Source organism: Elstera cyanobacteriorum, from assembly GCF_002251735.1.
In the GTDB taxonomy this organism is placed as follows: domain Bacteria; phylum Pseudomonadota; class Alphaproteobacteria; order Elsterales; family Elsteraceae; genus Elstera; species Elstera cyanobacteriorum.
Genome location: NZ_NOXS01000033.1, coordinates 172,014 through 185,478 on the forward strand (window position 1 = coordinate 172,014; position 13,465 = coordinate 185,478).

A 13,465-nucleotide genomic window follows, 5' to 3' on the forward strand; every position below is an offset into this window, starting at 1 on the left:
CAAGGAAATTACCCAACCTGCTGCTGTCGTTCTCGTCAACCCAGCCTTCGGCCTAGTAACGGAGCGAAAAACCCGATAGGAAGGGCAGCATGAACCAAGCATGACACTCGGGCGTTCGACCCGGGTGCTTGACCGACTGGGGTTCGGCCCGTGCGCCGAAACCGGATGAAGGGATGGAGGGGCCGGGTGAAAGCGTTGAATCCGATCGTAATGTCGGGACGGGAAGTTCTGCCGCTGGTGGAAGGCGGTAAGGGGATCGCCGTATCGAACGGTCAAAGCTCTGGCGCCTGGGCGGCTGCCGGGGGGATTGGGACGTTTTCTGGGGTGAATGCCGACCAATATGATGCGGACGGCAAGGTTATCCCCATGGTCTACCACGGTAAGACCCGCCGCGAACGGCACGAGGAACTGATCGGCTATTCGATCCAAGGCGGCATCGCCCAGGCCCGCATCGCCCATGAAACGGCGGGCGGTCAGGGCCGGGTGCATATGAACATCCTGTGGGAAATGGCCGCGTCGGAGATCATCCTCAACGGCGTGCTCGAAGGCTCGAAGGGCCTCATTCACGGCGTTACCTGCGGCGCGGGCATGCCCTATAAGGTTGCCGAAATCTGCGCCCAGTACGGCGTTTACTATTATCCCATCGTCTCCTCGGCCCGCGCCTTCCGGGCGCTGTGGAAGCGCGCCTATCACCGTTTCCCCGATCTTTTGGGCGCGGTGGTCTATGAAGACCCGTGGTTGGCGGGCGGTCATAACGGTCTCTCGAACTCCGAAGATCCGAATAAGCCGGAAGACCCGTTGCCGCGCTTGATCGAGCTGCGCAAGGTGATGCGGGAATTCGGCCTGCATCAAACGCCGATCATTATGGCGGGCGGCGTCTGGTTCCTGCGCGAATGGCAGGAGTTTATCGATAACCCCGATCTTGGGCCGGTCGGTTTTCAGTTCGGCACGCGCCCGCTGCTGACCCAGGAAAGCCCGATTTCCGACGCGTGGCGCAAGCGCCTGTTAGACCTAAAGCCGGGCGACGTTTATCTCAACCGCTTCTCCCCGACCGGTTTCTATTCGTCCGCCGTGCAGAATGCCTTCCTTGAGAATCTCAAGGGCCGTTCCGCCCGGCAGATCGCCTATACGCCGCACCCGCATGGCGAACATGATACGGAGTTGAAGGTCGGTGCGCGCGGCCGCTCCGTCTTCGTGACCGCCACCGATAAGGCCCATGCCGAACAATGGATGGCGGCGGGCTATACGGAAGGGTTGCGCACGCCCGAAAGCACGCTGGTCTTCGTGACCCCGGCGGAAAGCCTTGAAATCCGCAAGGATCAGGTGGATTGCATGGGCTGCCTGTCCCACTGCAATTTCTCCAACTGGGCGCAGAACGAGGAAGGGACGACCGGCAAATCGCCCGATCCGCGCAGCTTCTGCATTCAAAAGACCTTGCAGGAAATCAGCCATTCCGACGATATCGACCATCAGTTGATGTTTGCCGGGCATAATGCTTATCGGTTTGCGCAAGATCCGTTCTATGCCAATGGGTTCGTGCCGACGGTACGCCAATTGATTGAACGGATCGTCACGGGGGATTAAGGCCTGGTGCGTCACGGAGGGCGACGGCACCGTTGCGGTGCGGTATACTCTGGCCATGTCTAACCGGACTCCGCCTGGGCCGCCGCCCGACCTAACCCAACTCGCCGAACAGTTCCTCGATCTGTGGCAAGGGCAGGTTGCGGCCTGGGTCAGCGATCCGGCGACGGCGGAATCGATGGGGAAACTCTGGGCGCTGTGGGGGATAACCCCGCCGCCCGTGCCCCCCTCCGCCCCCTCTTCCTCGGCTTCGGAACCCGATCATGGCCGCGCCCCTGCCTGTTCCGCCGTCCCGTTTGGGGCCGCGCCCGCTGCCGCTGCATCTCCTGAGCTGCTGGAACTTCTACTTAAGCTCGCTGCCCGCCTCGCTGCTGTGGAGCAACGGTTGGCCGATCTTGAAGGGTCTACTGCCCCCAGCCCCGCCCCCCTTGGTCCCCTTCCCAAATCCCCTGGGCGGGCTTACCCCCGGCGCGGGCGCGTCTGAGGCACTTGACCCGCTTGCCTTCGTGCAAGCGGTGGAGCAGGCGGGGCGGCGGCGGCTCTCGGCGTTCCTGATCGGGGTGCAGCGTTATCAGGGCCATGATTATCGCCGCGATTTGCCCGATCCGCCGGTGATTGCCCGGTGGGGCGATGTCCGGTTGCTCGACTACGGCGCCCCCGGCGCGGCGGAGGGGCCGGTGCTGCTCTGCGTTCCCTCCCTCATCAACCGCGCCTATATTCTCGACCTGACCCATGAGCGCAGTTTTCTGCGGTGGCTAGCGGGCCAAGGCGTGCGGCCCCTACTGCTGGATTGGGGTGCGCCGGTCGGCGAGGCCGCCGATTTCACCCTGACGGATTATATCGAAGGGCCGCTGTTCGACGCGCTGGCCCTGGCCTCGGCGCGGTCGGGTGGGGCGGTGGGGTTGCTCGGCTATTGCATGGGCGGGCTGCTGGCGCTGGCGGCGGCGCAACGGCATCCGACGCTGGTCTCGCATCTGCTGCTGCTGGCGACGCCCTGGGATTTCCACAGCGATGCCGCCCAGGCGCGGCGGTTGGCGGCGGGGCTGCCGAGCCTGCTGCAGGTGATTGACCGGCAGAACGGCCTGCCCATCGATGTTATTCAAACATTGTTCGCCGCGCTCGACCCGTTGCAGATTGCGCGCAAGTTCGAAGCCTTTTCCCGGTTGGCCCCAGACAGTGCAGCGGCACGGGCTTTCGTTGCGCTGGAAGATTGGCTGAACGATGGGGTGCCGCTGGCGGCGCCGGTGGCGCGCGAGTGCTTGTCGGGCTGGTATCGCGACAATGCCCCGCCGCTCGGGCGCTGGCGCATTGCGGGCCGGGCGGTGCGGGCGGAGGCAGTGACCGTGCCGACGCTGGCGTTGATCCCCGAAGGCGACCGCATCGTCCCCCCCGCGAGCGCCCGCGCTTTGGTGGAGGCGGTCCCAGGGGCGGCGATGCATATGGTTCCGCTCGGTCATATCGGCATGATGGTCGGTGGCCGCGCCCCTGCGCAGGTGTGGGAGCCGATCCGCGCCTTTCTGATGGGGAAATAGTTTACCCGTTCCGCGCGGCACCGTAAGCTCTGCCCACAATCGGCTAAAGCCGCAGGAGAGGGAGAGTCACCATGACCGAAGTCGTTATCGCCGCCGCCGCCCGCACGCCCATTGGGTCGTTCAATGGGGCGCTGTCGGGCGTGCCCGCCCATAAGCTCGGCGAAGTCGCCATCAAAGCCGCCCTGTCGCGCGCTAAGGTTGACGGCGCGGAGGTCGATGAAGCCATTCTCGGTCAAGTTCTGACCGCCGGGACCGGCCAGAACGCCGCCCGTCAGGCCGCGATGGCCGCCGGTATCCCGCAGGAAAAGACCGCTTTCGCCATCAACCAGCTTTGCGGGTCGGGCCTGCGCGCCGTTGCCCTCGGCTTCCAGGCCATCCGCAATGGCGATGCCAGCATCATCGTCGCGGGCGGTCAGGAAAGCATGAGCTTGGCCCCGCACACGCTCTATCTGCGCTCCGGCACCAAGATGGGCGCGGCGGAAATGCAGGATACGATGCTGCGCGATGGGCTGCTGGATGCTTTCCACGGCTATCACATGGGCGTGACCGCCGAAAATATCGCCCAGCGCTGGCAGCTTAGCCGCGACGAGCAGGATGCGTTTGCCGCCGCCTCACAAAATAAGGCCGAAGCCGCGCAGAAGGCGGGCCGCTTTGCCGACGAAATCGCCCCGGTGACCATTTCGGGCCGCAAGGGTGATGTGGTCGTCGATGCCGATGAATATCCGAAGCATGGCACGACGCTCGAAACCCTCGCCAAGCTGCGCCCGGCTTTCAATAAAGAGGGCACGGTGACCGCCGGGAACGCCTCCGGCATCAACGATGGTGCCGCAGCCCTGGTGTTGATGAGCGCGGAAGATGCCGCCAAGCGCGGCATTACCCCGCTCGCTCGCATCGTTTCCTGGGCCACGGCGGGCGTTGATCCGGCGATCATGGGCACTGGGCCGATCCCGGCCAGCCGTGCCGCCCTGGCCAAAGCCGGGTGGGCGATCGACAGCCTCGATCTGATCGAAGCCAACGAAGCCTTCGCCGCCCAAGCGTTGGCCGTGAATAAAGACCTTGGTTGGGATACCAGCAAGGTCAATGTCAACGGCGGGGCCATCGCCCTCGGGCATCCCATCGGTGCTTCGGGCGCGCGCGTGCTGACCACGCTGCTGTATGAAATGCAGAAGCGCGACGCCAAGCGCGGCCTCGCCACCCTCTGCATCGGCGGTGGCATGGGTGTCGCGCTTACAGTCGAACGTTAAGCCTTTGGGTGGGGGCCACAGCCCCCGCCCGCTGCCCAATCTTGCCGCCCTGCGCGCTTTCGAAGCGGCGGGGCGGCATTTGAATTTTTCGGCGGCGGCGGCGGAACTTCATGTTACCCAGGGCGCGATCAGCCGCCACGTGCAGGCGCTGGAAGCCGAGCTGGGCGCCAGCCTGTTCGACCGCACCCGCCCGCTGACCCTGACCCCCACAGGCGCGGCCTATCACGCCGCCGTGCGCCAGGCCTTCGCGGGATTAATCGCCGCGACTCGCACCGCGCGGCGTGAGGCGCAGAGCCTGCGCCATCCCGTTCGGGTCACGCTTCTCGCCTCTTTCGCCGCCCTTTGGTTGATGCCGCGCCTGCCCGCCTTTGAAGCGGCGCATCCGGGGGTGCAGCTTGTCCTGACCCCCGATGTGCGGCTGATCGATCCGCTTGCAGGCCAGACCGATCTTGCCATTCGGTACGGCAAAGGCGGTTGGCCGGGGGGGCTGGCCGAGTGTTTCTTGCCGGAAACGCTGGTCCCTGTTGCCGCGCCGGGCTATGCGGCGCCCGCCTTGGCCGACCTACCCCAGCATCGGTTGTTGCACCCCAGTGATATCTGGGAATGGCGGGAGTGGTTGGCGGCGCAAGGCCTCGCGTTAGAGAGTTTTCCGCATCAACAGCGGCTTGGCGATTACAATATCACCCTGCAGGCCGCCCGCGACGGGCTGGGGATTGCCTTGGGGCGGTTGGCCCTGGTCGGGCCGCTGCTGGCGCGGGGGGATTTGGTGCGCCTGCCCTATCCCGCTTTGTCCGGCGTCTTCGGCCATTGGGCGGTGATCGACCCGGCGCGGGCGGGGGACGCGGCGATTGCCGCCGTTCGGTCGTGGCTGCACGCGGCTAGTATGAGTGACACTCATGTTAACCCGGAAGGAACTTGAGTCGCGTCCTCCCAGAAACTGCGGCAGGCTGGGCCGTCTTTTTTTGGGAGAACCCGCATGGTCCGTGATCGTCTCGCCGCCCTTGGCCTTCAGCTTCCCCAGGCCTCCGGCCCCGGCGGCGCCTATGCGCCCTTCGTCCTGAGCCCGAGCGGCACGCTCTATATCGCCGGGCAAATTCCGCAAATTGCCGGAGACGCGCAATTCTTTGGGCGCCTGGGGGAGAGCGCGACCGTCGAGCAGGGGCAAGCGGCGGCGCAACTCTGCGCGCTCAACATTCTGGCGCAGGTCGAAGCGGCGCTCGGCGGTGACTGGGGCCGGGTGAAGCAATGCCTTAAGCTCAATGGCTTCATCGCCTGCACGCCGGAGTTCACTCAGCAAAGCCAGGTGATGAACGGCGCGTCCGATCTGATGCTGAACGTCTTCGGCGAACCGGGGCGGCACGCCCGCACCTCGGTCGGCGTGGCAGCCTTGCCGCGCGGCGTGATGGTGGAGGTGGATGCGACCTTCGAGATCGCCCGATGACGCCGCGTCTACATTTCAACTATTCCGCCGCCGCGCCGATCACGCCGGAAACCCGGCAGGCGATGGCGGCGCATTACGATCTTGAAGCGGCGATTGGCCCGGTTGAAGCCGCGATCGCCGTCGCGCCCCGATTGGCGGAGATTCACCGCGCCGCCGAACGGCTACTCGGCACCGGCCCCGGCACCGTGGCGCTCACCGAAGGCCAGGGCCGCGCGATGGCGCTGGTTGCCGCTGGGTTGCGCTTACAGCCCGGTGACCGGATTCTCTGCGCGCCATCGGAATGGGGCGGAACCCTATCGGCCCTCACAGCGGTCGCCCAGCGCGCAGGGGCAAGCGTTGTGCCCGTGCCGATGCTACCCAACCATACGACCGATCTTGACGCCATGCGCAGAATGTTGGACGGGCGGGTGCGGCTGATCTCCGTCACGGAGGTATCGGTCAGCGGCACGGCGATACAGCCGATTGCGGCAATCGCCGATCTGGCAAGGACGACAGGGGCTTTGCTGGCGGTCGATGCCAGCCAATCGGTCGGCTGGCGCCCCGTCGCGATGGCGGCGCACGGCATCGACATTCTAACGGCGAGCGGGCGGAAATATCTGCGCGGCCCGCGCGGGGTGGCCTTGCTCGGTCTCTCGGCGCGCGCCCAAGCGGCGCTGATCCCGCCGCCGCCCGACGATTATGCCGTGCGCCAAAGCGATGCGTTGCGGTGGGAGACGGCGGAATATTCCTATGCCACCCGGCTCGGCTTCGGCGCGGCGTTGGATCAGGTGTTAGCTTTCGGGGTTGAAGCCCTTGGGGCCGAACTGTTGGCCCGGGCGACCCGGCTCGAGGCCGCGCTTCGGCAGGTGCCAGGGGTGCAGTTGATCCGCCCTGGCGCGGGGGCCAGTCCGGCGATCACGCCGCTGGTTGCCTTCGAGATCGCGGGGCGCGACCCGCAGACGGTGCAAAAAGCCTTGCAGGCGCAGGGGATTAATGTCGCGGCCAATCTGGCGGCCTATGCGCCTTATTTCTTCGCCCATCTTGGCAAAGCGGCGCTGCTGCGCGCCTCGGTCCATCTGCCAACGACCGATGTGGATATCGACCGGCTGGTCGCGACCTTGAGGGAGGTTTAACCGAACAGACTATCGATATCGGCCTGGCTGACGCCCCCGCCGCCGCGGGCGGGGCCGTGCAGCAGCCCGTCATCACCACCAGCAGGGCCGTGGGTCGGCGGGGTCAGACCGTCGAACCCATCACCCAGCACTTGAATGATCGTCCCAATGCGCTGTTCAACGAATTCTAGCGTCGTCACCACTTTCGACACGCGCTGGCCGGTAATGTCCTGGAAGGCGCATTCGGTAAACAGGCTGGCGACGAGCGAATGGATTTGTTCGACCGCCATATCCACCCCGCCCTCGCTGGCGGCGCGGGGGATCGATTCGGCGGCGGAGTCGATAGCCTCGGCAACAGCGAGAATGCCGTTGGTCGCAGTTTCCGTGGCGTGAACGATAGCGCGCAGTTCCGAAACCGCATTAGAGATACGGTCTTCCGTCGAACGCGGGTGCCGGATCGCCGCAACTTCAGACTGGATCAACTCCAGTTGCTCGCGGAGGTCGGCCAATTCGCTCGCAAGAGCCTGTGCGTCGAGGTCGCTCATTGCCTAACTTCAGGTCAAACTATCAAAGCCACTATACGCAGGAAGTTTCTCCGACGCACGGCCCAAATTGATCAAAGCAGGGTCTTTTTGCCAAATGATGAACGCTTTGGCAAAAGACCACAAAAGAGCCATACTCTTTATGCTGCACTGCGACGTATTCCGCGTTTTCCCGGAATTTTAGGCGCTTCATCGAATAGTTCGGCCAATTTATCCATCATTGTCCCGCCCAATTGTTCAGCGTCAACGATGGTGACGGCCCGGCTGTAATAACGGGTCACGTCATGGCCAATCCCGATGGCGATCAACTCCACCGGCGAACGGGTTTCGATTTTCTGGATCACACTGCGCAGGTGGTTTTCCAAGTAATTGCCCGGGTTGACCGAGAGTGTCGAATCATCGACCGGCGCCCCGTCGGAAATCACCATCAGAATGCGGCGTTGTTCGGGCCGCCCCAACAGCCGGTTATGCGCCCAATCCAGCGCCTCGCCGTCGATATTTTCCTTCAACAGACCTTCACGCAGCATGAGGCCGAGCGACTTGCGCACCCGCCGCCACGGCGCATCGGCAGCCTTATACACGATATGCCGCAGATCATTGAGGCGCCCCGGCGTGGCGGGTTTACCGTCGGTGATCCAGCGTTCGCGCGACTGACCGCCCTTCCAGGCGCGCGTGGTGAAGCCGAGGATTTCGACCTTCACGTTGCAGCGCTCCAGCGTACGCGCCAGAATATCGGCGCTCATCGCGGCAATCGTGATCGGACGCCCGCGCATAGAGCCGGAATTATCGATCAGCAGCGTCACCACCGTATCGCGGAAATCCGTATCTTTTTCCTGCTTGTAGGACAGCGGCTGCGTGGGATTGGCGATAACGCGCGCCAAGCGCCCGGCATCCAGAATCCCTTCTTCCAGATCGAAGTTCCAACTGCGCGTTTGCTTGGCCAGCAGGCGCCGTTGCAGCCGGTTGGCGAGGCGGGAGATGACGCCCTGCAAGGATTGCAACTGTTGGTCCAGCATTACGCGCAGGCGGGTCAGTTCCTCCGCGTCACAGAGATCGTCCGCCGTCACTTCTTCGTCGAACTGCTGCGTATAAGCGCGATAGGCCGAGGTATCTTTCTCTTTCGACAGCGGGCGCTCGCCCTGCGGCGGTGGGCTATCGCCGGTTTCTTCCTCGCCTTCGCCGAATTCCTCGTCGCGGTCGTCGCTATCGGTATCGGAGTCCGACTCCATGCCCGGGCGTGGATCGGGGCGCTTTTCGGCCTTGCTATCCTGTTCGTCCTCGCTGTCGTTTTCCCCAGCCTCGCCCTGGATCTGTTCGGATCCGGGCTGGTCGTCGCCCTCGTCGGACCCATCCTCTTCGCTCGGTTCCTGCGGGTCGGGGGCTTCCTGCGCCTCGACGTCGAGATCGGCCAATAATTGCCGGACGGTGCGGGCGAAGGCGTCCTGGTCGGCCATTGTGTCGCGCAGATCGGTCAGATCGGCGCCAATGCGGTCGGCGATCTTATCCCGCCACTGGTCGATCAGCGGCGCGATGGCGGCGGGCGGCGGCGCGCCGGTCATCGCCTCGCGCGCCAGCATGCGCACGGCTTCCGGTAGGGTGGCCTCGGTTGGTTCGGTCACCCGGTCGAAACCGAGGCGGCGGTATTTATGCTCCAGCACGCCGGTGAGATTCTGGGCGACCCCCGCCATGCGGTTGGCGCCCAACGCCTCGCAGCGCGCTTGTTCCAGCGCTTCGAAGATCGCGCGCCCGGTCGGGGTGATTGGCTGGCGCTTGAGATGGGTTCCGGCGTCGTGATACCGCAGGCGCAGGGCGACGGCATCCGCCTCCCCGCGCAGGCGCGCCACTTCTTCCGGCGGTAGCGCGCGCGAGGGGGCGGGCAGGCGCGCGCGCTTGCCGACGACCCCGGCGGCTTCCGCCCCGAACCCAACTTCCACTTCGCCATTTTCGGCGATGGCGCGCACCGCCGCCGTGGTGGCGCGTTTAAACTGCTCTAACGGCGTTTCCGCATCGGCCATGCCAGCACTCAAACCCCGTCAGGCTTAGGCCACGCGGCCCGTGGCGCGCGCAACCTTGGTTTCGACGATCCGGCCCGCGAGATCGCGGCCAAAGCAGCGCTGATAATATTCCAGAATCAGCGGGCGTTCGGCTTCGTCGCACTTATTGAGGAAGCTGAGGCGGAAGGCAAAGCCGACATCATTACCGAAAATCCGGGCGTTCTCTGCCCAGGTAATGACGGTGCGTGGCGACATGACGGTGGAAATATCCCCGGCGATAAAGCCCGCACGCGTGAGATCGGCCAGGGCGACCATCGCTTCGACGGTCTTCTTGCCCGCGTCGGTCTGATAGTCCGGCAGCTTCGCCAGCACGATGGCAGTTTCGGTATCCGCCGGCAGATAGTTGAGTGTGCAGACGATGTTCCAGCGGTCCATCTGGCCCTGGTTGATCTGCTGCGTGCCGTGATAGAGGCCGGTGGTATCGCCAAGGCCGATGGTATTGGCCGTCGCGAATAGGCGGAAGAACGGGTGCGGGCGGATAACCTTATTCTGATCCAGCAGGGTCAGCTTGCCTTCGACTTCCAGCACGCGCTGAATGACGAACATCACATCCGGGCGCCCCGCGTCATATTCGTCGAACACAATGGCGACCGGCGCCTGTAGCGCCCAGGGCAGAATCCCCTCGCGGAAGGCGGTGACCTGCTTGCCGTCTTCCAGCACAATCGCGTCCTTGCCAATCAGGTCGATGCGACTGATATGGCTATCGAGGTTGACGCGGATACACGGCCAATTGAGGCGCGCCGCCACCTGTTCGATATGGGTGGATTTCCCGGTACCGTGATACCCCTGGATCATGACGCGGCGGTTAAAGGCAAAGCCCGCCAGAATGGCCAGCGTTGTATCAGGGTCGAACTTATAGCTGGGATCGATATCGGGAACATAGGCCGAGCCGACGGAAAAGGCCGGTACGTCCATATCGATATCGATGCCGAAGACGTCGCGCGCCTTCACTGTGATATCGGGGGCGTTCAGGCTGTGGGCGCCCTGGCCGGTAACCGTCTGCGTCGAGGTCATAATCGCTTCCATCCCGTTCCGTTCCCGTTTCGATCCTGCAAAACGGGAGCTTTCCTGACTAAATCTGCCCCGGCATTGCAGCCGGGGGATTGGTGCGGCGTCAAGCGGGATTATGGCGTAGGGGGGTTGCCTGACGCATCCAGGATTGCGGTGTGTCAGCAAATCGCTTACAGTGACTGATGATCAAGTCCTTCCGCAGCAAGCCCCTGGCGGCTCTGTTTGAAACCGGGAAGTCGGCGAAGATAGACGCGGCGCTGCACAAACGGCTCTTGGTTAGGCTGGACCGTCTCGCGATGGCGCGGCAGCCGGAAGAAATGAACCTACCGGGTTTCAATTTCCATGCGCTGCTCGGCTTCACCCCCAAGCGCTATACCGTGCATGTGAATGGGCCTTGGTGCGTGACCTTCGAGTTCGACGGGGATGATGCGGCCCAAGTCGATCTCGAACAATATCACTGAGGAGACGGCCATGACCGACACGCTTTCCCCGCCGCCTGTCCGCTGCCCATCCCATCCCGGTGCGCTGTTGGAGGATATCATCCCGGCAACCGGGCGTAGCAAGGCGGAGATCGCCCGTTTGCTCGGTATTTCCCGGCAGCAGCTTTACGATATTCTGGCGGAACGGAAGCCTGTTTCGCCGAACGTTGCCGCCCGATTAGGCAAGCTCTTCGGCGACGGTGCGGCGGTCTGGCTACGCATGCAGGCAGCCTACGATGCGTGGCATGCCGAGCGGGACGTGGATGTTTCGAGCATTCCGACCATCCACGCCGCTTGATAGCGGCTAAAGCCGCCGCTCAATCGCGTCCCAAATGTCCCGTTCCAGATGCACGCCGTTGAGGCGATTGATTTGCTGGATGCCGGTGGGGGAGGTGACGTTGATTTCGGTCAGATAGTCGCCGATCACATCGATCCCAACGAAAATCTGCCCGCGCTCCCGCAGGGTCGGGCCGATGCGGGCGCAGATTTCAAGGTCGCGCGGTGAAAGATCGGTTTTCACCGCGCGGCCGCCCACGTGCATATTGGCGCGCGCCTCGCCATCGGCGGGAACGCGCAGCACGGCGCCCGCCGGGTGGCCGTCGATCAGAATGATGCGCTTATCGCCCGCCCGAACCTCCGGCAGGTAGCGTTGCACCATGAACGGCTCGCGCCCCAGTTTTTGATAGAGTTCGATCAGCGCCGATAGGTTTTCATCGTCCGGGCGCAGGTGGAAGACCCCCGCGCCGCCGTTGCCGTAGAGCGGCTTCACGATAATGTCCTTATGCTCCTCCCGGAAGGCTACGGCCTGCTTGGGGTCGGAGGTGATCAGCGTCGGCGGCATCAGGTCAGGGAATTCGGTGACGAAGATTTTCTCCGGCATCGCCCGCACCCAGGACGGATCGTTGACGACCAGCGTGCTCGGGTGGATTTTTTCCAGCAGCCAGGTCGTCGTCAGATAGGCGAGATCGAAGGGTGGGTCTTGGCGCAGCAGGATCACGTCGAGGTCGGCGAGGTTGAATTCCTCCTCCGCCCCCAGATCGAAGTGATTGCCTGCCTCGTGTCGCAGGGTCAGCCCGTGGCCGGTGGCGACCACGGCGCCATTCTTCAGCGATAGGTTCTGCGGCAGGTAGTGATAGAGCTTATGCCCCCGCCGTTGCGCCTCCAGCCCGAGCATCAGGGTACTGTCGCCCTGAACGTCGATGCTGTGGATAGGGTCCATTTGCAGGGCAACCGTCAGGGTCATCGCGGTATCTTTCCTTATTCATCCCCGAAGGCGTTCAGCACATGCCGGGGCCACTGTCCGGGCGCTATCAAAAGCGCGTCGCAGCGCGGTTGCAAGTCCTTGAAATCGGGACGGCGCGACACCAGCCACGCTAACGCCCTGAGCAACCGGTCGCGCTGGCTGGGATGAATGGCGGCCCGCGCCGTCGCCATATCGCCGCGCGCCTTGACTTCGACGGCAATCAACCAGCGTCCGCGCCGCGCCAGCAGGTCGATTTCCCCGAACGGCGTGCGCAGATTGCGCCCCAGCAGCCGATAGCCCTTCAGCCCCAGCCACAGCACGGCCACGCCCTCGCCAAAGCGCCCCCGGCGATAGGCGGTCTGGCCGCGCTCTTGGCGGGTACTCATCGGGACAGGGGAAGAAATTTCATCATCCGCAGCTTATGCGGGTTGCGGACAATGTAAATGGCGGCGATCTGGCCATTCTCGATTTTAAAGGCGGTGCTTTGCGGAAGCCCGTCGCTTTCCAAGGTTACATAGCCGGGCAGCCCGTTGATCGGGCCGAGGTGGGGACGGTTGGGCGCCGAGGGGCCGCGCTTACGGGCCAGCCCGGCAAAGAAGCGGGCAACCTTGTCGCGCCCCAGGATCGGATTGCGCACGGCCAAGCGCACGCCGCCGCCATCGGCCAGCAGCACGGCATCGGCGGCGAGCAATTGGGTGAGTGCGGCCATATCACCGAGGTGACTGGCTTTGAAAAACGCCTCCGTTATCGCCTCTGCCTCGCGGGCATCGACGGGATAGCGGGGTTGGGCAGCTTGGATATGGGCGCGGGCGCGGGCGGCCAATTGGCGGCAGGCCGCCTCGCTGCGTTTTAGGATTACGGCCAGATCGGCGAAGGGCGTTCCGAAGACATCGTGCAACAAGAAGGCCGCCCGTTCCAATGGCGAGAGGCGTTCGAGGGCGAGCAGCAGGGTTAGCGTCAAATCCTGCTCCGGCTCCAACTCCGGCTCCGGCAGCCAGGGGCCGTCATAGGCGAGGCGCTGGCGCCGCAGCGCGCGCATGCGGTCGAGGCACAGGCGGGTGACGATCCGTACCAGATAGGCGCGCGGCGTTTCCACTGTTTGCGCCGCCGCCACGCGGTGCCAGCGCAGGTAGGCGTCTTGCACAACATCGTCGGCATCGGCGCGGGAGCCAAGTAGCCGCGCCGCCAGCCGTTTTAGAAACGGGCGATGCGCTTCGAATTGGGCGGCGGCACGGGCAGTGCTCATA

14 protein-coding genes are annotated in these 13,465 nt (G+C 64.3%); 8 read left to right on the forward strand and 6 right to left on the reverse strand.

Going from position 1 to position 13,465, the window contains the following annotated elements:
- The first annotated feature begins 186 nt into the window (after positions 1-186).
- The 6 genes from CHR90_RS12955 to CHR90_RS12980 all read left to right on the forward strand — a co-directional run bounded on the left by CHR90_RS12955 (position 187) and on the right by CHR90_RS12980 (position 6,910).
- Positions 187-1,584, forward strand: coding sequence for an NAD(P)H-dependent flavin oxidoreductase (locus CHR90_RS12955; protein ID WP_229671500.1), 1,398 nt, complete (start codon positions 187-189; stop codon positions 1,582-1,584).
- Positions 1,585-1,844: 260 nt separating this feature from the next.
- A complete protein-coding gene (locus CHR90_RS12960) occupies positions 1,845-3,113 on the forward strand; it encodes an alpha/beta fold hydrolase (RefSeq protein WP_094409439.1) in 1,269 nt (422 codons plus the stop codon).
- 71 nt (positions 3,114-3,184) lie between these two features.
- Positions 3,185-4,357 (forward strand): acetyl-CoA C-acetyltransferase, encoded by a 1,173-nt coding sequence (locus CHR90_RS12965; protein ID WP_094409440.1) that lies wholly within the window; start codon positions 3,185-3,187, stop codon positions 4,355-4,357.
- On the forward strand, positions 4,332-5,276 hold the full coding sequence (locus CHR90_RS12970) for a LysR substrate-binding domain-containing protein (protein ID WP_170941401.1): 945 nt from the start codon (positions 4,332-4,334) through the stop codon (positions 5,274-5,276). The genes CHR90_RS12965 and CHR90_RS12970 overlap by 26 nt, the downstream gene beginning before the upstream one ends.
- A 57-nt stretch (positions 5,277-5,333) precedes the next feature.
- Positions 5,334-5,798, forward strand: a complete 465-nt coding sequence (locus CHR90_RS12975) for a RidA family protein (protein WP_094409442.1) — start codon at positions 5,334-5,336, stop codon at positions 5,796-5,798.
- Positions 5,795-6,910: an aminotransferase class V-fold PLP-dependent enzyme gene (locus tag CHR90_RS12980; protein WP_094409443.1), complete on the forward strand. Its 1,116-nt coding sequence runs from the start codon at positions 5,795-5,797 to the stop codon at positions 6,908-6,910. Before CHR90_RS12975 ends, CHR90_RS12980 begins: the two co-directional genes overlap by 4 nt.
- On the opposite strand, the gene CHR90_RS12985 is transcribed toward CHR90_RS12980, so the two are convergent.
- The 3 genes from CHR90_RS12985 to cobS form a co-directional block, all read right to left on the reverse strand.
- Positions 6,907-7,434, reverse strand: a complete 528-nt coding sequence (locus CHR90_RS12985; protein WP_094409444.1) for a hypothetical protein — start codon at positions 7,432-7,434, stop codon at positions 6,907-6,909. The genes CHR90_RS12980 and CHR90_RS12985 overlap by 4 nt on opposite strands.
- A gap of 137 nt (positions 7,435-7,571) precedes the next feature.
- Complete coding sequence (cobT, locus tag CHR90_RS12990) at positions 7,572-9,446, reverse strand: cobaltochelatase subunit CobT (RefSeq protein ID WP_094409445.1); 1,875 nt, start codon at positions 9,444-9,446, stop codon at positions 7,572-7,574.
- Between the two features lie 24 nt (positions 9,447-9,470).
- The gene (gene cobS / locus CHR90_RS12995; RefSeq protein ID WP_094409798.1) at positions 9,471-10,499 is read right to left on the reverse strand and encodes a cobaltochelatase subunit CobS; all 1,029 of its coding nucleotides are present in this window, start codon (positions 10,497-10,499) and stop codon (positions 9,471-9,473) included.
- Positions 10,500-10,678: 179 nt separating this feature from the next.
- Here cobS and CHR90_RS13000 point away from each other — a divergent pair, with 179 nt between their 5' ends.
- Positions 10,679-10,957 (forward strand): type II toxin-antitoxin system RelE/ParE family toxin, encoded by a 279-nt coding sequence (locus tag CHR90_RS13000; protein ID WP_094409446.1) that lies wholly within the window; start codon positions 10,679-10,681, stop codon positions 10,955-10,957.
- Positions 10,958-10,967: 10 nt separating this feature from the next.
- Complete coding sequence (locus tag CHR90_RS13005) at positions 10,968-11,273, forward strand: HigA family addiction module antitoxin (RefSeq protein ID WP_094409447.1); 306 nt, start codon at positions 10,968-10,970, stop codon at positions 11,271-11,273.
- Positions 11,274-11,279: 6 nt separating this feature from the next.
- Here CHR90_RS13005 and gshB read toward each other — a convergent pair whose 3' ends face one another.
- Genes gshB through sigJ form a run of 3 tightly spaced genes read right to left on the reverse strand, consistent with a single transcriptional unit; the run spans position 11,280 to position 13,464 of the window.
- Positions 11,280-12,218 (reverse strand): glutathione synthase, encoded by a 939-nt coding sequence (gene gshB / locus CHR90_RS13010; protein ID WP_094409448.1) that lies wholly within the window; start codon positions 12,216-12,218, stop codon positions 11,280-11,282.
- Positions 12,219-12,232: 14 nt separating this feature from the next.
- Positions 12,233-12,604 carry a YraN family protein gene (locus CHR90_RS13015; RefSeq protein WP_094409449.1) on the reverse strand — a complete coding sequence of 124 codons (372 nt, stop codon included), beginning with the start codon at positions 12,602-12,604 and terminating at the stop codon, positions 12,233-12,235.
- A complete protein-coding gene (gene sigJ, locus CHR90_RS13020) occupies positions 12,601-13,464 on the reverse strand; it encodes an RNA polymerase sigma factor SigJ (protein WP_094409450.1) in 864 nt (287 codons plus the stop codon). Before sigJ ends, CHR90_RS13015 begins: the two co-directional genes overlap by 4 nt.
- Between the last annotated feature and the right edge of the window lies 1 nt (position 13,465).